We start from the raw sequence: 23,689 nt of genomic DNA, 5'->3' as shown, positions 1-23,689 counted from the left end.
AAAGTGGTAGTTCATTTTTTAAATTATTACGTATTTTTGATGCTTATTCTAATTGTACATGTCAGATAAAAAGAAAATTCTAATCACTGGTGGTTCTGGTTTTATAGGAACTAACTTGGTAGAATTTTATAAAAATACTTGTAAAGTATTAAACCTGGATATTAAAAAACCTAGAAATCCCAAACACGAGGAATATTGGGAAAAAATAGATATTTTAAATCTTGAATCTTTAAATAACGCAATTTCAAGTTTTCAGCCAGATTATATATTTCATATGGCTGCTAGAACAGATTTAGATGGTGTAAATCTAGAGGAATATAAGGCAAATATTAAAGGAGTAGAAAATATAATTATTTCTTTAAAAAGTGTCCTAAATTTAAAGAAGGTGATTTTTGCATCTAGCAGATTGGTTTGTGAAATTGGATATGAGCCAAAAGATGAATTTGATTATAGGCCTTCTACCATTTATGGAGAAAGTAAGATAATAGGAGAAAAAATTGTTAGAGAATCTAAATTATTGACAGATAATTGGATTATTGTTAGACCAACATCTTTATGGGGACCTTGGTTTGATGTTCCTTATAAAAACTTTTTTGATACTATAGAAAAAGGCTTTTATTTTCATCCTAAGGGTGTTAAAATTCATAAGAAATTTGGCTTTGTTTTAAACTGTGTTCATATATTAGATAAATTAATATATAGTAATAAGTTAAATAGAAAAACGGTTTATCTTTCAGACTTTTATGAATTAGAGGTCAAATCTTGGGCTAATTTAATTTCTCAGCATTATCATAAAAAAGATGTTAAAGAAATACCTATTTTTATATTAAGATTTATTGCTATTGCTGGAGACTTGGTCAAAAAATTAGGAGTGAAGAATCCTCCATTAACAAATTTTAGACTCAACAATTTAACAACAAATATGTTTTTTAATACGAAAGATGTAGAAAGAGTAGTAGGTAAATTACCTTATAATTTAAAAGAATCAACTCAAATTACTTATAAGTGGTTAATAGAGAACAGAAATACCAAGATTTAAGCAAATTTAAAGTGCCTCAAGGTTTTAGAGGCAGGTCTAAATTTATTGTTCAAATTTGGTGGATTACAGAGAAAACTCTTTTCGCTATGTCTCCTCAATTTTTTTATGGTTGGAGAAGATTTTTGTTAAGAGCTTTTGGAGCAAAAATTGGCAAAAATGTTTTAATTAGGTCGTCTGCTAAGTTTACTTATCCTTGGAAAGTTACAATAGGAAACGATACTTGGATAGGTGAGGAAACTATCTTATATAGCCTAGGAGATATTAATATAGGTAGTAATGTTGCTGTAGCTCATGGCGTATACTTTAACACTGGATTACATGATTATACAAAACCAAATTTTCCAATATTAAGTGACAAAATAATTATTGAAGATGAATGCTGGATCACTAATGATGTTTATATTGCACCAGGAGTAACAATTGGCAAAGGTGCTGTAATTGGTGCAAGAAGTAGTGTGTATAAAGATATTTCTAGTGGTTGGGTATGTTATGGTAATCCAGCTAAACCAGTAAAACAAAGAGTTGAGAAAAAAAATAACAATAATAGGGATTAACTACTTTCCAGAAGATACTGCAATAGGCCTTTATACAACCCAATTAGCACAATATTTAGTAGAAAACAATTTTGATGTTGATGTTATCACTGGTTTTCCTTATTATCCTGCTTGGAGAATCAATGAATCTTATAAATCCAAAGGTAAATTTTACCAAGAAACTATAAATGGAGTTAACATTTTTAGATACAAACAGTACGTTCCAAAAAAACCAAACTTTATAAAAAGGATATTGCACTTATTAGATTTTTCAATAGGTACCTTTTTTAACACATTCAAAATAAAAGAAACAGATTTAGTTTTATGTGTAGTGCCATTTATAGGTTCAGTATTTATAGGTAAAATTTTAGCAAAATTTAAAAAGGCCAAACTTTGGATTCATGTTCAAGATTTTGAATTTGACGCTGCTACAGATTCAAACTTGGTTGGAAATAAAAATATAATTTTTAATACGTTGTTTTTTATTGAAAAAAAACTCTTAAAATCTGCAGATTTTATTAGTACCATTAGTACTTCTATGGTTAAAAAGTTAGAGAATAAGGTTCCAGAAACTAGAAATAAACTACTTTCTAATTGGGTAGATGCAAACTTTATTCAACCAAATAATTATAAAACTCACACTTATTTAAAGTCTTCAAAATTTAAAATTTTATATTCTGGAAATATAGGAGAAAAACAAGATTGGGATTTGTTTATAAAATTTGCAAAGGAAATTGAAAAATTAAATGATGTTGAGATTGTTGTAGTTGGTAATGGTAGCAAAAGAATTTGGCTAGAAGAATCGTTACTAGATTTAGATAATATTAGGTTTTATAGTCCAGTACCATATAATGAGTTGTCTTATTTGTTATGTAGTGCAGATTTACATATATTGTTTCAAAAAGTAGATGTTATAGATACTGTTATGCCATCTAAAATTTTAGCGATGATGTCTAGTGCTAAACCTTCTTTAATTACTGGAAATATTCAATCTGAAGTTTCTTCTATAATCAAAGAGTCTAAATCTGGGATGTATTTCGATTCACAAGATTGTAAACCTTTGTTAGATTTTGTTTTCGAATTAAAATCAGAAAAAAACTTGCAAAAGCAGTTTGGAGAAAGTGCTAGAAGTTATGTTATAGAGAATTATAGCAAATCTAAAATATTAGAACAGTTTAAGATAGAGTCTTTAAAATTAATCGACAATTAAATTGAGAACTAAAATTAAGAAATATTCTAGATTTATTAGACCGCTAATTGTTCTATTTGATATAATAATCATTAATAGTGTTTTATATTACTTTGCGGATCAAGGCTATTTGAATGCCGAGTTTTTAGTATATATAAATTTTGTTTGGTTGTTTATAGCTTACTTTACTAAATTTTATAGTGTTTATAGATATACACATATTGCTAGATTAGTTACTTATCTACTTTCTCAATTTTCTGTTTTTATATTAGCGTTTTTTGCATTTTTTTCGATTTTTAGAGAAGGTGAAATTATAAATGAACAATTCAATATAATAATATCATTTACAGTTTTAATTACCTTTTTTAAACTATTCTTCTTTTTTCTTTTAAAAACCTATAGGTTAAGTGGTAAAAATTATAGAAATGTTATTGTTTTTGGTAGTTCAAAATCAGCTAAAAATGTAATTCAATTATTTAAAAGTAAGCAAGACCTTGGCTATCGTTTTTACGGTTTTTTTGCTGATAAGAAAGATTATTCTGATATGTATTTAGGTAACATTACTGAAGGTTTAAATTACACCACAGAAGAAAACATAGATGAAGTTTATTGTGAATCAGATTCTATAAGCAAGCAACAATTAAGAGTTATTCGAAATTATTGCAGTAAAAACAATATAGATTTTAATTTAATTCCAGAGGAGAAAGATATTTATAGCAAAGATTTAAAACTTACTCATTATGGTACAATACCTATCTTAAAACCTAAAAAATTACCTTTTGAAAAAATTGAAACTCATATTCTAAAAAGAACTTTCGATATTTTATTTTCTTTTATTGTTTGTGTTTTTATTCTTTCTTGGCTATTACCAATTCTATGGATTGTTGTAAAAATTAATTCTAAAGGAGATTTTTTATTTAAACAATTAAGAGATGGTGCAGATGGTAATCAGTTCTATTGTTATAAAATTAGATCTATGAAGGTAAATACATTAGCAGATAAAATATCAACAACCAAAAACGATGATAGAATAACTTCGGTTGGTTCATTTTTAAGGAAAACGAGTTTAGATGAATTGCCACAATTTTTTAATGTTCTCAAAGGAGATATGAGTATTGTTGGCCCAAGACCTCATATGAATGTTCAAACTAAAAAATATTTAGTAGAGATTGAAAATTATTTGTTCAGAAATTCTGTGAAGCCAGGTATTACAGGCTTAGCTCAGGTTTCTGGCTATAGAGGAGAAATCAAAAGAAAATCAGATATAGATCACAGAGTAAAACTTGATGTATTTTATATAGAGAATTGGTCGTTTTTTCTTGATATTAAGATTATAGCACAAACGATTTTAAACATTTTTAAAGGCCAAGATAAAGCTTACTAAAATCATGGGTAAATTAGAAATAACAGCATCAATAGTTTTATACCATGAAAATATAGAAGAACTTTCTAATACAATTGAGTGCTTTTTAAGAGTAAACCTTTCAAAGAAGCTATACCTTATAGATAATACAGATGATGAAAGGTATAAAGGTTTATTTATAAATGATGATATTTTTTATATTTCAAATGGTGAAAATTTGGGTTTTGGAGCTGGCCACAATGTTATCTTGAGTAATATTACAAACCATTCTAAATTTCATTTAATACTAAATCCAGATGTTAATTTTGAGTCAGAAGTTATTCCTAATTTAATCAATAAGCTTAAAAAACACGAAATGGTTTCTATGATAGCCCCAAAGGTGTTATTTCCTGATGGAACCTTTCAAAATTCTTGTAGGAGATACCCGAAGGTTTCTGAACTTTTAGCAAGACGTTTTAATTTCTTACAATCTATCTTTAAACGAAATATAAATAAAGGTAAATACTCAGATAAAGACTTGCGTTCTTCATTTTTTGCAGATTATATTACAGGGTGTTTTCATCTATACAGAACAGAAGATTTTGTAAAATTAAATGGTTTTGATGAGCGCTATTTTTTATATATGGAAGATGTTGATATTTGTAAAAAAATCGAAAAAATGGATAAATTAAAGCTTTATTATCCCAAAGAAGAAATCAGACATGTTTTAAAACAAGGTTCTTCAAAAAGCACAAAATTATTTTTTATACATACATTTTCGGCAATTAAATATTTTTTAAAGTGGGGTTTTAGGTAGCCAATTTTATTTAAAATATATTTGCAATCCATAAATTAATTACCATGAATATTTTAATATTAGGTTCTGGAGGAAGAGAACATGCATTTACATTAAAGTTAGTTGAAAGTCCAAAAGTTAACTCGGTTTTTGTTGCACCTGGAAACGCAGGTACAAATGAAATTGCAACAAATGTAAATATCAATCCTACAGATTTTGATGCTGTAAAAAAACTAGTGTTAGAAAATAATATTAAAATTGTAGTTGTTGGGCCTGAAGCACCTTTAGTAAATGGTGTTCATGATTTCTTTTTGGCAGATGATAAGCTAAAAAATATTCCTGTTATTGGTCCTAAAAAAGACGGAGCTTTGTTAGAGGGTTCTAAAGATTTTTCTAAGAAATTCATGGAAAAATATAATGTGCCTACTGCAAAATATAAATCTTTTACAAGTGATAATTTAGAAGATGGTTTTGCTTTCTTAGAAACCTTAGAACCACCTTATGTTTTAAAAGCAGATGGTTTAGCAGCAGGTAAAGGAGTTTTAATTTTAAACTCTTTAGAAGAGGCTAAAATAGAGTTAAAAGAAATGGTTTCTAATCAGAAGTTTGGTGAAGCCTCATCAACTGTGGTTATCGAAGAATTCTTAAAAGGAATAGAGCTGTCTGTATTTGTTTTAACTGATGGGAAAAATTATAAGATTTTACCTTCAGCAAAAGATTACAAACGAATAGGTGAAGGTGATGTAGGTTTAAATACTGGAGGAATGGGTGCAATTTCACCTGTGCCTTTTGCAGATGATAATTTTTTAAATAAGGTAGAAGAATTAGTTGTAAAACCTACTATTGACGGTCTTCAGAAAGAAGGTATAGATTATAAAGGTTTTATTTTTATAGGTTTAATGAATGATAATGGAAATCCGTCTGTTGTAGAATACAATGTAAGAATGGGAGATCCAGAAACAGAGGTGGTTTTACCAAGAATTGAATCTGATTTATTCGAGTTGTTTGATGGTGTTGCAAATCAGACGTTGAATGAAAAGTCTTTTGTTGTAACTAAACAAACAGCAACTACTGTTATGTTGGTTTCTGGAGGTTATCCTGAAGCTTATGATAAAAACAAAGAAATTAGTGGTCTAGAAGATGTTGCAGATTCAACCATATTTCATGCAGGTACAGCTTTAAAAAATGGTAAAGTAGTAACAAGTGGAGGTAGAGTAATGGCTATAACTTCTTTTGGTGATTCTATTCAAGAGGCTTTAGATAAGTCTTATGAAAGCATTAGCAAAATATCATTTGATAAAATGAACTACAGAAAAGATATCGGATTCGATTTAGTTTAAGAATTAACTTGCTTTTTCTAATGTAAATGAAAATTCAGAGCCTTCACCAAACGTGCTTTTTAATAAGATATTTTCATTATGTGCTTCAACAATATGCTTTACAATAGAAAGGCCTAAACCAGAGCCTCCTTGTTCACGAGATCTACTTTGGTCTACTCTGTAAAAACGTTCGAATAAACGAGATATGTGTTCTTTTTTAATACCTTCTCCATTATCGGTTACCTTAATAATAAATTTTTTGTCTGAGTAACTCTCAACACCAACATACGTGGTTCCATTAGGATTTCCGTATTTGATTGAATTTACAATAAGGTTAATTAAAACCTGCTCAATTTTTTCGATATCACCTTTAACAAAAACTGGGAATTCGTAAACCTTATCAAACTTTAAAGAGATGTTTCTTTTCTTTGCTTTCATCTCAAATAAATCAAACACGTTCTGAATTAGTTCTAGAATATTAAAAACTTCAATATCTAAATTAGTTCCTTCATTTTCAAGTTTAGCAATCATGTCTAAATCCTTAATTACAGCAACCAACCTTTCAACGCCTTTATTAGCTCTATTAAGGTATTTCATTCTAATCTCCTTATCATTTACGGCTCCTTCAAGTAATGTTAATATATAACCCTGAACCGTAAATAGTGGAGTTTTTAACTCATGAGCAACGTTACCTAAAAAGTCACGCCTAAAAGAATCTCTTTCAGTCAAACTCTTTATTTCTAAACGTTTTCCTTCAACAAATTTTTGCATACTTTTAGAAAGTTTGTCAATATCTGTTGTAGCAGATTCTCTTTTTAAATCATTTACATTTAAAATAGAAACTTCTTGATAAATTTTACGTAATCTTCTGTAGATAAAGTGTTCAGCTCTATATTGAATGATGAAAAATGAAATTATAAAAAGAGCGATAATAGATGCTATGATACTTCCAAATCCTAAGTTTTTACTTATCATAAAATAGGAAATAGAAGAGATAACAACAGCCAATAGCGTTAAATATACAGCTGATGAAAGAGCATAAGAATATGTTTTTTTAATTCTCAATAAATTATATTTAATCTTTTAATACAAACTTATAACCAACACCTTTTACAGTTTTAAAATGGTCATCACCAATTTTTTCTCTAAGTTTTCTTATGTGTACATCTATTGTTCTACCACCAACAACTACTTCATTACCCCAAACTGTATCTAAAATAACTTCTCTTTTAAATACCTTACTTGGTTTAGAGGTTAATAGCGAGAAAAGTTCGAATTCTTTTCTAGGCAAAGCTATTTTTTTACCAGCTTTGTATACCACATATTCATCTCTATCAATTACAATATCACCTAATTTAAGAGTCTCTTCACTTTCCTCTTCACTCTTTAATCTGCGTAAAAGAGATTTAATTTTACTAACTAATACTTTTGGTTTAATTGGTTTTGTAATATAGTCATCTGCACCAGCTTCAAAACCAGCTACTTGAGAGTAATCTTCACCTCTAGCAGTTAAAAAAGCAATAATTACATTATCTAGATTTTTAATTTTTCTAATTTTTTCACAAGCTTCAATACCATCCATCTCTGGCATCATGATATCTAGTAAAATAAGATGTGGTGTATTTTTTTTAGCAGATTTTATGGCTTCTTGGCCATTTTCGGCAGTAAAAACTTGATAACCTTCATTTCTTAAATTGTAACCAACAATTTCTAAAATATCTGGTTCATCATCTACTAGTAAAATTTTTATATCACTTTTATTCATAATTGTGCTGTTTATTCCTCTTCAAAAATAGCGATTAATATTTTATGATGATTACTACTTAACAATCATTTAATCTTAACTAGGTCTTTTAGGGTAAATAACTTAACAATTACTTAATCTATCTGTTTGATAGAAACACGCTTATAATTTTCTACTTTTATAGCTCTTAATTAAAAAATTAATCAAACATGAAAAAAAATTACTTATTTACTTTATTATTAACCTTATTCTTTAGTGCCATTTCTTTTGGTCAGGTACTTATAACAGAATTAGCAGATCCAAATAATGATGCAACAGCAAGGTATGTAGAGATATATAATGCTGGAACTTCTGCACAAGACATGACTGGCTGGACTTTACAGAGATACACAAATGGGAATTCTGAATTATCTACAAACGTAGTAGATTTAGCGCCTATTGGTAGTTTAGCTGCTGGCTCTTTTGCTATTATTGCATCTAATGCTACAAATTTTCAAACTGTTTATGGTATGGCTGCAGATATAGATGCTGGGACAGGTGGTCCAGGAGATAGTAATGGTGATGATCAAATTGTTTTATATAATGGATCTACTGTGGTAGATATTTTTGGAGTTCCAGGTGAAGATGGTTCAGGAACTTGCCACGAGTTTGAAGATGGAAGAGCAGAAAGAAAAGCTACAGTAACTTCAGCAAATCCAACTTGGAGTAGTTCTGAGTGGAATGTATGGGCAGATAGTACAATAAGTGGCTGTACAACACACACAAACTCTCCAAGAGAAGCCCCTACTGATTTTGACCCAAAAGCTTGGATTGGTACAAGTGTTTCTTCAGATCCAAATTTGTTAATTTCTTCTCCAACAGAAGCTAACGTTTACACTTCAACAATGGTAGATGTTACAATAGATATTTTTAACTTTTCTTTATCTGCGGATAATGGTTCTGGAGCAAGTGATAATTCTGGAGATGGGTATATAAAATCAACTTTAGTAACAGTTGGTGGTTCTACAGAAAATGCAGATTTTTTTACAACAACATTACCACAAATAGAAGTTGTACCTGGTTCTTCTTATACTTTAACCTTAGAATTAGTAGATAATGATGGGGCTTCTTTGTCTCCAGCAGTGTCTAAAAGTGTTTCTTTTTCATCAGACTTTCCTTGTGAACTTGCTTTAGGAGCGATTACAACTACTTGTGAAGCAGTCACATCAGCTTCTGACACTTACTCTGGAACTATCGCATTTACAGGCGGAAATACAAGTGCCACTTATACAATTACAGCACCTTCTGGTGTTACAGTTGGTGGGGATAATCCAAATTCAGTTGCAGAGGGTACAATTACTTTTTCTGGAATGACAGAGGGCACTGATACAGAAATTACAATTGCTGGAGCAACAAATAGTTCGTGTGACTTAACAAGAACATTATTCAGTCCATCTTGCATTGGCTTGCCAATATCTGATGATTTTTCTTATGCAGATGGTAGTTTAGTAGATAATCCATTATGGGATAATTTTAGTGGAACATCAGGAGATTTAATGGTTACAGCTGGGCAAGCATTAGTACAGCATGGAACACCTAGTGAAGATGCGCAAATACAGTTTGCAGCAGTTACTGGCAGTGTTTATTATGCATTTGATTTTACAGTTGTAGATCCAGGTGGCCCAATATCAGGTACTGATAATGAATACTTTGCTATGTTTAAGGATGCTTCATTTACATATAGAGCTAAACTTGATATTGTTCCTCCTGCTTCTTCTGGAGATTTTACTGTTGGAATTGCTACAATAGGTAATACTGCAGATGCAGTTTGGGCAACAGATTTAACTTATGGGGTTTCTTATAGAGTTACTGTTATGTTTAATCAAGATGATAATATTGCCAAACTTTGGGTAGACGCAACTTCAGAATCAGATACCTCAATTTTAGGCGCTGATGAACAAGATCCAGGAATTTCAATTGAAGGTTTCGGATTAAGACAATCAGACTCAGATTTAAATGAAGGAATTCTTGTTGACAACCTGAGAATAGGATCTACTTTTGCTGACACTACTTTATCTGTAAGTAATTTAGAAATCGATGGTTTTGCACTTTATCCAAATCCTGTAACTAATAATAACTTAACAATTACTAGTAACAGTGCAGAGGTTAAAAACATTTCAATCTTTAATGTTTTAGGTAAAAATGTATTAAGTACAACTGTTGCTGGGAATAAAGCAGAAATAAATACTGCATTATTATCATCAGGAATTTACATTATTAAAGTTCAAGAAGGTGCAAATACTGCAACTTCTAAATTAGTAATTAAGTAAATTACAATATTCATATTTTGATAAAGCTCTGAATTTTCAGAGCTTTTTCTTTTTTACTATATTTATAAAAAAGAAATTGTATTGCTATGAACTTAACTTATCAGTTAAATGATATCCTCTTTTTGGATATCGAAACTGTACCTCAGGAAGAATATTGGTCAAACTTATCAATAGAAACCCAACAATTATTTGATGCAAAAACCAAATATCAAAGAAAAGAAGAATTTACTGCAGAAGAATTTTATGAAAGAGCAGGTATTTGGGCAGAGTTTGGTAAAATTGTTTGTATTTCAGTAGGGTATTTTAATAATACAGATACTAATAGACAATTAAGAATTCGTTCTTTTTTTGGTGATGATGAACATCAAATACTTACTGATTTCAAAACTTTATTAGATAAGCATTTTGCTAAAAAATCGAAGATTTTGTGTGCGCATAATGGAAAGGAATTTGATTTTCCGTTTATAGCTAGACGAATGATTGTACATCAAATAGAGTTACCAAAAAAATTAAACTTATTTGGTAAAAAGCCATGGGAAGTACCACATTTAGACACCTTAGAACTTTGGAAGTTTGGTGATTTTAAGCACTATACTTCTCTAAAATTATTAACGTCTATTTTAGGAATACCTTCACCTAAAGATGATATTGATGGTAGTGAAGTAGCAGAGGTGTATTACAAGAAAAAAGACATTGATTGTATTGTAACTTACTGTGAAAAAGATACTGTTGCAGTTGCGCAAATACTTTTAAAATTTAATAATGAGGCTATTTTAAACGACCAAGAAATTATAAACGTGAATTAATCTTCTAGCTTTAAAGACAATTCTAACCAGCGTTCTTCTTTTTGCTCTAAATCATTAATAATCTGTTGTAATTCCTCAGATTTTTTGGCAATATTTTCTTCTGCAATTTCTACGTTCAGAAACTGTTTTTCAATGCGTTCTTTTTGATTTTGCAAACGCTGAATTTCATCTTCTAGAGCACCAAATTCTCGTTTTTCATTATAACTTAAAGTACTTTTGCTAGATTTAGTTGTATTCGTTTTTGAAACTGCTTTAGTATTTTCAGATACTTCTTGTTCGTAAGGATTAGAGTTTTCGTAAGCTCTAAAATCGGAATAGTTTCCAGGAAAATTTTCTACAATTCCATCTCCTCTAAACACAAATAAAGCATCTACAATTTTATCCATAAAATACCTGTCATGTGAAACCACCATAAGATTTCCTGGGTAATCTAATAGAAAATTTTCTAATACATTCAGCGTAACTACATCTAAATCATTAGTAGGTTCATCCAATATTAAAAAATTAGGATTTTGTATTAAAACAGCACATAAATACAAACGTTTTTGCTCACCACCAGAAAGTTTTTCTACAAAGTCGTACTGTTTTTTCTTATCGAATAAAAAACGCTCTAATAATTGAGAAGCAGATATTTTTCTTCCTTTTGTTAACGGTATAAACTCACCAAACTCTTTTATAACTTCAATAACTTTCTGGCCTTCTTTAATGTTTATTCCAGATTGTGTGTAATAACCAAACTTTACAGTTTCACCAACTACCACTTTACCACCGTCAACAGGGTTTTTCTGGGTAATTATGTTTAAGAAAGAAGATTTTCCTGTTCCGTTTTTACCAATAATTCCAATTCGTTCTCCACGTTTAAAAACATAATCAAAACCATCTAGAATTACCTTATCTCCATAAGACTTTTTTAATTTATGAAGTTCAAGAATTTTACTTCCTAAACGTTCCATATTAATCTCTAATTGAACTTTATGATCTTTTCTACGTTGATGTGCTTTTTCTTTTATTTGATAAAAATCATCAATTCTAGACTTCGATTTTGTGGTTCTAGCTTTTGGCTGTTTACGCATCCAATCTAGCTCTTTTTTAAAGAGGTTTTTAGCCTTTTCTGTGGTAACCTTTTCAAGCTGAATGCGTTCTTCTTTCTTTTCTAAATAGTAAGAGTAGTTTCCTTTATACTTGTATATTTTACCATGGTCTAATTCTAAAATTTCATCACATACACGTTCAAGAAAATACCTGTCATGTGTAACCATGAATAGTGTAATTTTTTCTTTCGCGAAAAAATCTTCTAACCACTCAATCATTTCTAAATCTAAGTGGTTTGTTGGCTCATCTAGAATTAATAAATCTGGTTTGCTTATTAAAACAATAGCTAAAGATAGGCGTTTTCTTTGTCCACCTGATAAAGAAGAAATCTTCTGACTTAAATCTTCAAGTTTAAGTTTAGATAATATTTGTGTGTACTGCGTTTCAAAATCCCAAGCATTGTATTGATCCATTAAATCGAAAGCAGCTTGATAAGCTTCTGCATCATCAGGGTTTTTTAAAGCGCTTTCATATTGTTTTATTATAGAAAGTATTTTATTGTCTGTATCAAATATGGTTTCTTCAATAGTTAAATCAGGATTTAAATCGTCATTCTGAGCAAGGTAAGCAATAGAAATACCTTTTCTACTTACAATTTGCCCTGTATCAGAACTGTCTATACCAGCTATAATATTTAAGATTGATGTTTTACCTGTTCCGTTTTTGGCAACAAATGCTATTTTTTGATCTTTATTAATACCAAATGAAATGTCTTGAAACAAAACACGCTCACCATAAGATTTAGATATATTTTCAACAGAAAGATAATTCACAAATACAAAATTTAGTTTGTACAAAGAAACAAAAAACCCAAGAGTTAACTTGGGTTTTTTACATCATTTGCAAACGAAATCTTTGTGGGGGAATTGGGGGATTTTTTGGGGGATTAATTTCTTGATGTAAAATTACTTCAAATAAGAGTGCTTGTCAATCCCTATAAATAGTGAAATTTTTTAGTCCCCATAAATAGGGAGACCTCTCCCTATTTATGGGGAGAAAATATATTTTTTAGCCTTTAAACAATTTTACATTTCTACTATTTAATACTATCTTGCAACTATATATAGATAAAAAATATTTTATGAAGATTATAGTGCCAATGGCAGGTATAGGTTCTCGTTTAAGACCTCATACATTAACAGTTCCAAAACCGCTTACAGTAATTGCGGGTAAGCCAATTGTACAACGTTTAGTAGAAGACATTGCTTCTGTAATAGATGAAGAGATAGATGAAATAGCTTTTGTAATTGGTAGTAGAGCAAAAGGTTTTCCTGCAGATACAGAAGAAAAACTATTAAAAATAGCTGAGGAGCTGGGTGCAAAAGGTTCAGTTTATATTCAAGATGTTGCCTTAGGTACTGCTCATGCAATTTACTGTGCAAAAGAATCCTTAAGGGGGCCATGTGTTGTTGCTTATGCAGACACACTATTTAAAGCAGATTTTACATTAGATGTAAATGCAGATGGTGCAATTTGGGTAAGTAAAGTAGAAAACCCAAGTGCTTTTGGAGTGGTAAAACTAGAAGATGGTATTATTACTGATTTTATAGAAAAACCAAAAGACTTTGTTTCAGATTTAGCAATTATTGGTATTTATTACTTTAAAAGTGGAGAAAAACTTCTTGAAGAAATTCAATATTTAATTGATAATGATTTAAAAGAAAATGATGAGTATCAATTAACCAATGTCTTAGAATCTTTAAAACAACAAGGAGCTAAATTTATACCAGGAACAGTAAGTACTTGGATGGATTGTGGTAAAAAAGATCCTACAGTAGATACTAATAAACAAACTTTACATTTCGAACACGAAGCTGGTAATAACTTAGTTGCTGATGATGTAGTGCTAGAAAATTCAGAGATAATTCAACCTTGTTTTGTGGGTAAAAACGTTGTGCTTAAAAACACAAAAATTGGGCCTTATGTTTCCATAGGTGAAAATAGTGTTGTTGAAAACTCAACAATCAAAAATTCATTAATTCAAACAAATGTATCTATTTCAAACGCAACATTAGATAATGCAATGATTGGAAATCATGCAAAATATAATGGTGAATATACCTCTGTAAGTATTGGCGATTATACAGAATTAACATAGATGACAAACATCGAAAATACAAGAATATATAAGCAAGAGAGGCAATTTAATTATTTTAAATTGGCTCTTTTGTCTTTAGCTTTTTGTCTACTTTCGATGACTAATTTTGCACAAGACAGTATTCCAGAAAAAGAAGATTTAACGGAAGAAGCAGAGTTGAAATTTCAAGCCTACTTTTTTAAAGCATTATCAGATAAGTCAATTGGTAATCATCAAAAAGCAATAGAAAATTTAGAGAGTTGTAATCAGCTTTTAGCGAGTAATACAGCAGTGTATTTTGAGTTTTCTAAAAACTATTTAGCACTTAACAATGTTAATTTGGCTAAAGAATACATTACTAGAGCATTAGAGCAAGAGCCAAATAATGTTTGGATGTTAAAGCATTTGGTAAAAGTATATCAGAAAGAAAATAATTTGAATGATGCAATTCTTACGCAAAAAAAACTGGTAGCTATAAATCCTAAAGAAAAGCCTTTTTTAGTTAGACTTTATCTTTATAACAGAGCTTATGATAAAGCCATTTTATTAATGGAATTGTTAGAAAACGAGAATGCATTAACTGCTGATTTAAAGAGAATAAAACAACGTTTAAACACCAGAAAAGTTCCAGAACAAAAAGCAGTAAAATTGAATGATATTTCTGTTTTAGAAAAAAAATTCCAGCAAGTCAAATCTTACGAAACCTTAAAACAGATTTTAAAAATTTCTGAATCTAATACCATCAACTTATTAAAGTATAGTGAAGAAGGTATAAGTTTGTTTCCTGCACAACCTTTGGTTTATTTAATGAAGGCAAGAGCATTAAATAATCAGAAAATGTATAAAAAAGCGTTATCTACTTTAAATAATGGTATCGATTTTGTAATAGAAGAAGAAATGGAGGTAGATTTTTATATAGAAATGGCGAATTCATATAAGGGTTTAGGTAACAAAAATGAAGAAAACAAGTATTTGCAAAAGGCGAAACAATTAAAAAGTTAACATGAAGTTTTTTAAATATTTAGTACTTTTTACCATAGTATTTACATCATGTAAATCCAACAAAAATATGATTGATGCAACAGCTGTAGCTAAAAATTTTTCTGCTAAGAAAGTAGCAAGAAAACATATGGCTGCTAATTTTGATAAGCAAACCATAGATGCAAAACTTAAAGTAAATTTTGATAATGGTAAAACGAATCAAAATTTAACGGTAAGCATGAAGATGAAAAAAGATGAAGTAATTTGGTTAAGAGGTACTAAGTTTATAACAGTTTTTAAAGCAGAAATCACACCTACCAAAGTGCGTTATTATTCATCAGTTTTTAAACATTCATTTGAGGGCGATTTTTCTATGCTTAAAGAATTACTGGGAGTAGAGATTAATTTTGAACAATTACAGAATTTATTTTTAGGGCAAGCCTTACAAGACGTTACTGCTGAAAAACAAGATGTAAACGTTCTAAACAATAGATATGTTTTAAACCCAGAGCAACAAGCTTTGCTATACAATATTTTCTATACTATAAATCCTGCACATTTTAAGTTAGATAATCAAAGTATTGTAAATGATGAAAAAGGTTTACGTTTAGATATTAAATACCCAAACTATAACTTAATAAATTCGGTAGTTTTTCCTACTGCTATTGAAATTAAAGCGAAAGACAAAAAAAGAATAACTGCAATTAATTTAGAATATAAAACAGTAGAATTTGATACTGACGTTAATATGTCTTTTAATATGCCTGCAGGTTATAAGCAATTAACTTTTTAATGAGGTTTATTAGAATTTACATATTATTTTTCATTATACTTTTTGCAAGTAGTACTCTCTTTTCTCAAACCAGAAAAGAGTTAGAAAACCAACGTAAAAAATACAAATCTGAAATTAAACAATTAAATAATTTACTCTTTAAAGAAGTTAAAAAAGAGCGCAATGTTTTAGAAGAATTAAAAGATATTCAGCAAAAAATAGAAGTTAGAAATAAGCTAATAAATACCATCAATTTAGAAGCAAAACTATTGAGTAATGAAATTCGTGAAAACGAAAAACAGATTGCAAAACTCAATAAAAATTTAGCCGATCTTAAAAAAGATTATGGCAATATGATTTACAAATCTTATAAAAGTAAATCACAGCAGAGTAGGGCCATGTTTTTATTGTCTTCAGAAAATTTTTATCAGGCATATAAAAGGTTAGAGTATATGAAACAATATACATCTTTCAGAAAAAAACAAGGGGAAGAAATCGTTAGTCAGACTGTTTTTATTGGTAAGATGAATGATTCTTTGTTGTATCAAAAACAAATAAAAGATACGCTAATTTTATCTGAAATTAATCAGAAAAAAGCTATAGAATCCGATAAAAATAAGCAAGAAAACTTATTGTCTTTAATTAAAAAGAAAGAGAATAAATATAAAAAGGATTTAAAGAAAACCATTCAAGATGAGAAAAGAGTTGCTGCTAAGATTGATAAAATTATCAAAGAGGAAATAGAAAGGGCTAATAGATTAGCACTTGCTAAGCTTAAAAATAAACCAAAAACGGTAAAGAAAAATGAGTTTATTTTAAGTCCAGAAGCAAAAGCATTGGCAGCAAGGTTCGATTTAAATAAAGGTAAATTGCCTTGGCCAGTTTCTGAAGGTATTATTGTTAGAAGGTTTGGTGTGCAGCCACATCCAATTTTTCCTGGAATTACCATTAATAGTACAGGTGTACATTTTGTAACTTCAGAAGGTGGTGAAGCAAAATCAATTTTTGATGGTGAAGTATTTAATGTTCTAATTGGTTCTGGAGGTAAAAAGAACGTTTTAGTTAGGCATGGTAATTACATTACATCTTATAACAACCTTGAAAACTCTTATGTTAAAAAGGGAGATAAAGTAAAAGTTGGGCAGAGCTTAGGTAAAATTTTTACTGATAAAATTAACGGCAAAACTACTTTAGTTTTTGTGTTACTTAAAAACACTGTAAAGCTTAATCCTGCTTCTTGGATGCTAAAAAGATAAAATTATCTTAAAATATTTTCTGTGTTAATTTCTAAACGAATTGCGTTAAAAAATATTGAGTTCTATTTATAATTTTGGGTAGTTGATTAATAGTAATCAGCAGAATTAAAAACTATAAAAAAGAACAAAATGGAAAATTTAAACAAAAAACGTGTAGCAATTTTAGCTACAAACGGATTTGAAGAAAGTGAGTTAAGAGAACCTAAAAAAGCTTTATTAGAAGCTGGTGCAGATGTAGATATTGTTTCTTTAGAATCAGGTGAAATTAAATCTTGGAATGATGGTGATTGGTCTGAATCTTATAAAGTAGATAAAACTTTAAGCGAAGTTTCTCAAGAAGATTATAATGCCTTGGTTTTACCTGGTGGAGTTATAAATCCTGATTTATTAAGAAGAGAAGAAAGTGCCATTGATTTTATTAGATCTTTTTTTAAAAATCATAAACCTGTTGCAGCAATTTGCCATGCACCATGGTTATTGGCAGAAGCAGGTGTTTTAGAAGGTAGAGAAGTAACTTCTTTTAGCTCAATTAAAACAGATATTATAAATGCAGGTGCAATTTGGTCTGATAAAGAAGTGGTTGTAGATGCTGGGTTAGTAACTAGTAGAAACCCTGATGATTTACCAGCATTCAATGCTAAAATTGTAGAAGAAATTTACGAAGGTAAACATGAAGAACAAACTGTATAATAGATAATAATATTCATAAAAAAAGGTGCAACTAAAGTTGCACCTTTTTTTATTTATGAGGTTTAAACCGAATGTTTTTCTGTAAAATCACTGTGTTTGGTAAAGTAATTAAATCTCCATTTTCTACAGTTAACGTTATAAAAAAGGCGCCAATGTCATTTATAATTCCAGTTATATTATTGTCTTTTTCAAGTATGGTAATTGTATCACCTATTTTAACAGGATAATTAATATATAAAATTAAACCAGCTGTAATATTTGATAAAATAGACCATTGAGCAAAAAAAGCAATACCTAAAATGGTTAAGAAAGATGATACATAAACCATCAATTGCTTTTCATCTACACCCCAAATAAAAGCTATTAGAACTATTACTGCAGCATAAACTAAGAAAGTTATAATTCGGTTTACAATTAAAACTCTGGTTTTTTGAAACCCGAATTTAACTCGAATTTTTTTCAAAGAATTCGTAATCATTATTCTAATTATAGAACCTACAACAATAATTATTAGCGATTCAATAATTTTAAAATGATCTAAATATTCTAACATAATTTAAGACTTAAAGAGTGCTTTTAACTCAGTAGCTTCATCTGGTTTCATTTTACCTGCTAAAACCAAACTTAGTTGTTTTCTTCTAAGAGCGCCATCAAAACGAATTTTTTCTAATTCAGTCTTTGGTACTATTTGTGGTATTTGCACAGGCTTACCAGTTTCATCTACAGCTACAAAAGTATAAATACCTTCGTTAACCTTAGTACGCATACCAGATTGTCTATCTTCAATCCAAACATCAACATAAATTTCCATAGAAGATTTAAAGGCTCTAGAAACTTTTGCTTCTAAGGTTACTACACTTCCAACAGGAACAGATTTATTAAATGCCACATGGTTTACAGAAGCAGTAACTACAATTCTAGAAGAATGACGTCTTGCAGCAATACTACAAGCTCTGTCCATTCTTGCTAACAATTCACCTCCAAAAAGATTATCTAGGTAATTTGTGTCTCCAGGTAAAACTAAATCTGTAAGTATTGTTAAAGATTCTCTAGGCGTTTTTGCTTCCATTTTAAAAATTTCTGCAAAGATAAGGATAGCCCTTAAATAAACGTTATTTTTTTACTAATAACCAAGCGTCTTTAGATACAGAATCTTGAATTTTATAAAGCTCATTTATGGCTTCGTTTCTATCAGTAAAACTATTAAAAACTACTTCTGTTAAGCCCCATTTATTTACACCAATAATTCTAGCTTCATACCCTTCTTTTTGAAGTTGCTTTACCTTTTTTTCTGCATTTGCAGGAAATTGAAATGCACCAGCTACAATATGAAATTGTTTTGCCTTTTCTTTTACAGCATTTAATTCAATAGTTGGTAAAGGATTTGTAATGGTAAACGTAGCAGATTGAATCTTTTTTTCTAATGCCTTTTCTTGAGAGGCTAAAATAGTATTTTGCTTATTTTGTTGATAAAGTTTATTTCCAACAAAACCTAATGTTAATAAAATAGCAGCTGTTGCAGCATACTTTAAAAGTGTAGGTAAAACTTTATTATTTGCTGTATTGGTAACAGGCACTAAAGGTTTTACAATTGCTTGTTTTCTTTCAATTTCTGATGTAACAACAGTAGCCAATCCAAAAGATTCAGCCAAATAGTTTACTTCAGTATTTGGTTCAAAAATTATTTGCTGATTTTCATTTAAACTTAATGTACCAACTTGTGCTAATTCTATTGCATCTTTTTGTAATTGAACCTTCCAATTATTTACTACTGTAGCTAAAGTTTTATTTGCATCTTCAAAAGAAATACCTTCTACAGAAGCTATATAATTTGCCAATAAACCATCATTCTCATTTAAATTGTTATTAAAAGCAATTTGCTTGAATGGTGGTAAGAAATTAGAAGTATTTGCATTGTATGTAGCACTCATTCTGTTGGTAATGAAACCACCAAAATTAGGTACAATTACACAGTCATATCTATAAAGTAAGTCTTTGATGTGGTTGGCTAAAATCATATAAACAAATATATAAATTCTACTGAGTTTTAAGAATTAGAGCTGCAAATTTTATCAACAATTATTTTATATATTGGTTCTCAAATTGTTATTGATGAAAGATGAAAAATTACTTGCGGTTTTGCGCTTGCAAAAAAGTAAGGCAATAGGAGATATTCTCTCTAAAAAGTTAATTGCAACTACTGGAGATGTGGAAAAAATATTCGCAGAAAAACCCTCTACTTTAGAAAAAATAAACGGAATTGGTACACATGCTCTAAAGCATTTACTAGATAAAAAGAACTTAATTGCTGCAGAGAATGAACTTAAGTACCTAAGAGATAATAATATTGCTTACACCTATTTTTTAGAAGATGATTATCCTAAGAATTTAACGAATTGTATTGATAGTCCTATTTTAATTTTTAAGGATGGTAACATCGATTTTTCTAATAATTCTAAATTTATTTCTATTGTTGGTACTCGAAATATGAGTTCTTATGGAAGTCAGTTTTGCAATCAAATCATTAAAGATTTGAAAGAATATAACCCTGTAATTGTTAGCGGTTTTGCTTATGGTGTAGATATTTGTGCTCATAAAGCAGCAATAGATAATGATTTACAGACCATTGCTGTTTTAGCTCATGGTTTTGAACAGATTTACCCTAAAGTTCATAAAAAATACATTCATCAAGTAAATGAAAAAGGTGGGTTTTTAACCGAATTTTGGAGTGAAGAACAACCTTTACGTGAAAACTTTTTAAGGCGAAATAGAATAGTAGCAGGTATTTCTAAAGCTACCATTATAATTGAATCAGCAGAAAAAGGTGGCTCTTTAGTAACAGCAGATATTGCCAATTCTTACAATAGAGATATTTTTGCATTATCAGGCAGAGCAACTGATGTGTACAGTAAAGGATGCAACAGTTTAATTAAAAATAATAAAGCAAATTTACTTACTTCTGCAGAGGATATTGTTAAAATGTTAAACTGGGATTTATCATCAACAGAAACAAAACCCATTCAAAAACAACTGTTTGTTGATTTAAATGAAAACGAACAAAAAATATACGATTTGCTTTTTGAAAAAGGTCAGCAACTATTAGATGTTATTGCTCTCGAATGTAATATTCCTATTTTTCAATTATCATCTATTCTATTGCAGATGGAATTAAAAGGTGTGTTAAGGCCTTTACCAGGCAAAATGTTCGAAATTATTTAAACATTATCTGTATTTTTGAGCTCAATCAATAATTTAAGATGGCAGTAGAGAAGAAGTTGATGTCCAAGAAAAAGCCAGCATTTCCTGTAAATGAAATGCTGAATGCCTATTTAAAAAATTATAAAAGAGATATTAAAATCTCTATCTACTACGAAGATTTATTGCGCTTTCAAGGTTCTGTAACTGTGTATGACAAGAATGATGAAGACACACTTTGGATTCGAACTTATTATTCCGATTCTGATAGAGCAGAAATTGATATGAGTCTAAAAAAAGTATACACTATGTTACATTCTGATGGTAATGAAGAAACCATTCCGTTTTTAAATGTAGATGCTGTAGACTATTGTACGTTTGGTAATTCGAAACCTTTTCGTATTAAAATTAGAAACATTCTTAATGATAACTTTACCTATTTTTATGTAAAAAAGGCAGATGCTTCACGAATTTACGGCTTAGAATTAGAGCATATTTTATCTCCCTACAGTATGAACTTTTTGGTACACGGAAATACACTTATAGAAGAACATATTGCAGGTATTCCTGGTGATGATTTTATTAGAGATATTTTGCCAACGTGTACAGAATCTGAAAAATCGCAAATTGCCAAAGAATTTGTAAAATTTAAAGAACGTTGTTTGGTAAGGCTTTTAGGAGATATGCGATCTTACAATTACGTAATTACACCTACTCACGATTTTGATCATATCATTTATAAGATTAGAGCTATTGATTTTGATCAGCAGTCTTTTGAAGGGAATTTAAAAGTGTACAACCTGCAGTTCATGAAAGAGAATTTTAAAATGGTAGAAATGGTTAGTAAGAAATTGCAAAACGATTCTATTAGACAATATAAGATTGAAGAAAGATCTTACATGGCTAAAAGGATGATTACTACACCAAGAAGAACTTTAAGGCTGATAAAATGTATGAAAAATGATTCTATTTCATATCCAGAAAATGTAACTCTTCTTAAAAAACATTTAATACAATATGTTGGAGATGTAAAGTTCAAAGATTGTACAAATATGGGTGAAATTTTAGAAACCATTTTAGCTTTTGTTAAGCGTAATTACTTGGATATAAGTACAAAATAAATAAAGCACAAACCAATGTCTGTGCTTTAAAACATTTAAAGTTTTTTAGGTTTTAAAAAGCTCCAATAAAATGACTTCCTTCAACATTTACTAATTCAGCTCCCTTTGTAACTGCACCAGTTTCTGTGTTGATAACATATATGTTTCCATTTTGGCCAACAGGAGCTTGGGTTACATAAACCTCATTACCATCAATAACAAAACCTTGATATTGAAATAAATAAAAATCAACATCATAAGGTATAGCCGTAATTTTTTGGGCAGTTTTTGCATTTAAATCGGCTAAAGCAAAGAAACCTTGAGCACCAGCAATACCATCTGCAGAATCATTATGTCTGTATGCAATTACTGCTTTACCATCTGCAGTTGGTCTCCAAGCCAAAATATATGCCCCTTCAATACCTAAAGCATCATCTAAATTAAAATCATAAGTATTATCATATTCATTGTTTGCATCAATCTTTAAAATATGAGAACCTTCAGGATCATTTTGATTAGCCTGATACACACTACCATTATATTCAAAAGCATTAATACTTCTGTAGCCATTGGTGTCTCCAAAACCAACTGTTGATGTAATAATAGTAGGATTAAGTAATGAAGGATAATCTAAGACAATTGTTTTTGAACCTAGTATTTCATAATCACTCTCTCTTTCTGCTGTTGCAGGATCTACTTTACTTAAACGTGCACCAATATATAATTTGTTACCTGCTGCATTTAAAGTTGGCATATCTATTCTAGAAACATAATAACCCAAAGCTTCTTCTTCTTCTGCAGATAAGGGTATACTAGCTTCTTGAAAGTTTTTAATTATAGAATTCTCTAGGTCTAATGTAACAATTCCCATTGTTGCTTCTGTTCTTAAATATACATCATCAGTATCGTCATTTGGTGTTCCTTTGTCATCAAATTGATTTTCAGTTGAAACGTAAACTGCAGCACCAGTTTTATCTCCATCAAACAATTTAATCCATCTAGGAGCAGTTCCTACATAAGGAGCTATGCTTACTTCAGAACCAGTTGGAGCAAAATCCTGACCACCATTTACAGTGTATTTAGTGTAATTTCCTCCTGTATCACCTGCATAACTAATGTTAAAAATAGTTGATCCATCCTCTGATGATTGTAGTCTTGCAGTTCTGTTAGAAGGTACAATAAATCCATTATCAAAAGGAGCTACAGTTTTTGTGGGATCTTTGGCATCTGATGCACTTACAGCATAAATTAAGGTACCACCATTTCCATCTCCAGGATTATCTCCCATTTTTGCAGCAGCAATTGTAATCCATCTACCATCTTCTACAGGATCTGTTTCTGGATCTAAGCTTTCATTTACCTCATTATTACATGATAGTAAAACACCTGTTAACAGGGGTATTGATACTAGTGTTCTAAGATTTAAAAAATTACGTCTCATTTTTAGTT

The 23,689-nt window shown here is 29.8% G+C and carries 22 protein-coding genes; 15 read left to right on the top strand and 7 right to left on the bottom strand.

Annotated features, from left to right (window positions below; translation table 11 throughout):
* Positions 1–58: 58 nt before the first annotated feature.
* Genes V7R38_RS02775 through purD form a run of 6 tightly spaced genes read left to right on the top strand, consistent with a single transcriptional unit; the run spans position 59 to position 6,239 of the window.
* Positions 59–1,039: an NAD-dependent epimerase/dehydratase family protein gene (locus tag V7R38_RS02775; protein WP_334055953.1), complete on the top strand. Its 981-nt coding sequence runs from the start codon at positions 59–61 to the stop codon at positions 1,037–1,039.
* Positions 1,006–1,593 carry a WcaF family extracellular polysaccharide biosynthesis acetyltransferase gene (locus V7R38_RS02770; RefSeq protein ID WP_334055952.1) on the top strand — a complete coding sequence of 196 codons (588 nt, stop codon included), beginning with the start codon at positions 1,006–1,008 and terminating at the stop codon, positions 1,591–1,593. The genes V7R38_RS02775 and V7R38_RS02770 overlap by 34 nt, the downstream gene beginning before the upstream one ends.
* Positions 1,562–2,782 (top strand): WcaI family glycosyltransferase, encoded by a 1,221-nt coding sequence (locus tag V7R38_RS02765; protein WP_334055951.1) that lies wholly within the window; start codon positions 1,562–1,564, stop codon positions 2,780–2,782. The genes V7R38_RS02770 and V7R38_RS02765 overlap by 32 nt, the downstream gene beginning before the upstream one ends.
* A 1-nt stretch (position 2,783) precedes the next feature.
* Positions 2,784–4,145, top strand: a complete 1,362-nt coding sequence (locus V7R38_RS02760; protein ID WP_334055950.1) for an exopolysaccharide biosynthesis polyprenyl glycosylphosphotransferase — start codon at positions 2,784–2,786, stop codon at positions 4,143–4,145.
* 4 nt (positions 4,146–4,149) lie between these two features.
* Positions 4,150–4,920: a galactosyltransferase-related protein gene (locus V7R38_RS02755; RefSeq protein ID WP_334055949.1), complete on the top strand. Its 771-nt coding sequence runs from the start codon at positions 4,150–4,152 to the stop codon at positions 4,918–4,920.
* Positions 4,921–4,964: 44 nt separating this feature from the next.
* Complete coding sequence (gene purD, locus V7R38_RS02750; RefSeq protein WP_334055948.1) at positions 4,965–6,239, top strand: phosphoribosylamine--glycine ligase; 1,275 nt, start codon at positions 4,965–4,967, stop codon at positions 6,237–6,239.
* Between the two features lie 3 nt (positions 6,240–6,242).
* On the opposite strand, the gene V7R38_RS02745 is transcribed toward purD, so the two are convergent.
* Complete coding sequence (locus V7R38_RS02745) at positions 6,243–7,283, bottom strand: sensor histidine kinase (RefSeq protein ID WP_015481869.1); 1,041 nt, start codon at positions 7,281–7,283, stop codon at positions 6,243–6,245.
* Positions 7,284–7,293: 10 nt separating this feature from the next.
* A complete protein-coding gene (locus tag V7R38_RS02740) occupies positions 7,294–7,983 on the bottom strand; it encodes a response regulator transcription factor (RefSeq protein WP_015481870.1) in 690 nt (229 codons plus the stop codon).
* A 188-nt stretch (positions 7,984–8,171) separates the two neighbouring features.
* Here V7R38_RS02740 and V7R38_RS02735 point away from each other — a divergent pair, with 188 nt between their 5' ends.
* Complete coding sequence (locus tag V7R38_RS02735) at positions 8,172–10,271, top strand: T9SS type A sorting domain-containing protein (RefSeq protein WP_334055947.1); 2,100 nt, start codon at positions 8,172–8,174, stop codon at positions 10,269–10,271.
* A gap of 86 nt (positions 10,272–10,357) precedes the next feature.
* Positions 10,358–11,077, top strand: coding sequence for a 3'-5' exonuclease (locus V7R38_RS02730; RefSeq protein WP_334055946.1), 720 nt, complete (start codon positions 10,358–10,360; stop codon positions 11,075–11,077).
* On the opposite strand, the gene V7R38_RS02725 is transcribed toward V7R38_RS02730, so the two are convergent.
* Positions 11,074–12,942: an ABC-F family ATP-binding cassette domain-containing protein gene (locus V7R38_RS02725; protein WP_334055945.1), complete on the bottom strand. Its 1,869-nt coding sequence runs from the start codon at positions 12,940–12,942 to the stop codon at positions 11,074–11,076. The two genes, V7R38_RS02730 and V7R38_RS02725, sit on opposite strands and share 4 nt — an antisense overlap.
* Positions 12,943–13,250: 308 nt before the next feature.
* Between V7R38_RS02725 and V7R38_RS02720 the strand changes: the two genes are divergently transcribed.
* The 5 genes from V7R38_RS02720 to V7R38_RS02700 all read left to right on the top strand — a co-directional run bounded on the left by V7R38_RS02720 (position 13,251) and on the right by V7R38_RS02700 (position 17,945).
* Positions 13,251–14,267, top strand: coding sequence for a sugar nucleotidyltransferase (locus tag V7R38_RS02720; protein WP_334055944.1), 1,017 nt, complete (start codon positions 13,251–13,253; stop codon positions 14,265–14,267).
* 96 nt (positions 14,268–14,363) lie between these two features.
* Positions 14,364–15,248 carry a tetratricopeptide repeat protein gene (locus V7R38_RS02715; RefSeq protein WP_334055943.1) on the top strand — a complete coding sequence of 295 codons (885 nt, stop codon included), beginning with the start codon at positions 14,364–14,366 and terminating at the stop codon, positions 15,246–15,248.
* Position 15,249: 1 nt separating this feature from the next.
* Positions 15,250–16,020: a DUF4292 domain-containing protein gene (locus V7R38_RS02710; protein ID WP_334055942.1), complete on the top strand. Its 771-nt coding sequence runs from the start codon at positions 15,250–15,252 to the stop codon at positions 16,018–16,020.
* Positions 16,020–17,255 carry a murein hydrolase activator EnvC family protein gene (locus V7R38_RS02705; protein WP_334055941.1) on the top strand — a complete coding sequence of 412 codons (1,236 nt, stop codon included), beginning with the start codon at positions 16,020–16,022 and terminating at the stop codon, positions 17,253–17,255. Before V7R38_RS02710 ends, V7R38_RS02705 begins: the two co-directional genes overlap by 1 nt.
* A 129-nt stretch (positions 17,256–17,384) precedes the next feature.
* Positions 17,385–17,945 (top strand): type 1 glutamine amidotransferase domain-containing protein, encoded by a 561-nt coding sequence (locus tag V7R38_RS02700; RefSeq protein ID WP_334055940.1) that lies wholly within the window; start codon positions 17,385–17,387, stop codon positions 17,943–17,945.
* 49 nt (positions 17,946–17,994) lie between these two features.
* Here V7R38_RS02700 and V7R38_RS02695 read toward each other — a convergent pair whose 3' ends face one another.
* From V7R38_RS02695 to V7R38_RS02685, 3 genes are read right to left on the bottom strand one after another with little or no spacing between them, the layout of a single operon-like run.
* Entirely contained in the window at positions 17,995–18,498 is a 504-nt protein-coding gene (locus V7R38_RS02695) for a mechanosensitive ion channel domain-containing protein (RefSeq protein WP_334055939.1), read from the bottom strand.
* A gap of 3 nt (positions 18,499–18,501) precedes the next feature.
* Positions 18,502–19,014 carry an acyl-CoA thioesterase gene (locus V7R38_RS02690; protein ID WP_334055937.1) on the bottom strand — a complete coding sequence of 171 codons (513 nt, stop codon included), beginning with the start codon at positions 19,012–19,014 and terminating at the stop codon, positions 18,502–18,504.
* A 43-nt stretch (positions 19,015–19,057) separates the two neighbouring features.
* Positions 19,058–19,963: an SPOR domain-containing protein gene (locus V7R38_RS02685; RefSeq protein WP_334055936.1), complete on the bottom strand. Its 906-nt coding sequence runs from the start codon at positions 19,961–19,963 to the stop codon at positions 19,058–19,060.
* Between the two features lie 94 nt (positions 19,964–20,057).
* On the opposite strand from V7R38_RS02685, the gene dprA reads away from it, so the two are divergent.
* Both dprA and V7R38_RS02675 read left to right on the top strand, forming a co-directional pair.
* On the top strand, positions 20,058–21,164 hold the full coding sequence (gene dprA, locus V7R38_RS02680; protein ID WP_334055935.1) for a DNA-processing protein DprA: 1,107 nt from the start codon (positions 20,058–20,060) through the stop codon (positions 21,162–21,164).
* Between the two features lie 38 nt (positions 21,165–21,202).
* Positions 21,203–22,261 carry a hypothetical protein gene (locus V7R38_RS02675; protein ID WP_334055933.1) on the top strand — a complete coding sequence of 353 codons (1,059 nt, stop codon included), beginning with the start codon at positions 21,203–21,205 and terminating at the stop codon, positions 22,259–22,261.
* A 52-nt stretch (positions 22,262–22,313) separates the two neighbouring features.
* Here the strand turns inward: V7R38_RS02675 and V7R38_RS02670 are convergent, their stop codons facing one another.
* Entirely contained in the window at positions 22,314–23,681 is a 1,368-nt protein-coding gene (locus V7R38_RS02670; protein WP_334055932.1) for a hypothetical protein, read from the bottom strand.
* Between the last annotated feature and the right edge of the window lie 8 nt (positions 23,682–23,689).

It is taken from the genome of Polaribacter sp. P097 (genome assembly GCF_036864555.1).
Classification (GTDB): Bacteria; Bacteroidota; Bacteroidia; order Flavobacteriales; family Flavobacteriaceae; genus Polaribacter.
Note: the sequence above shows the minus strand (reverse complement) of the source record. Positions and strands in the feature narration are given on the sequence as shown.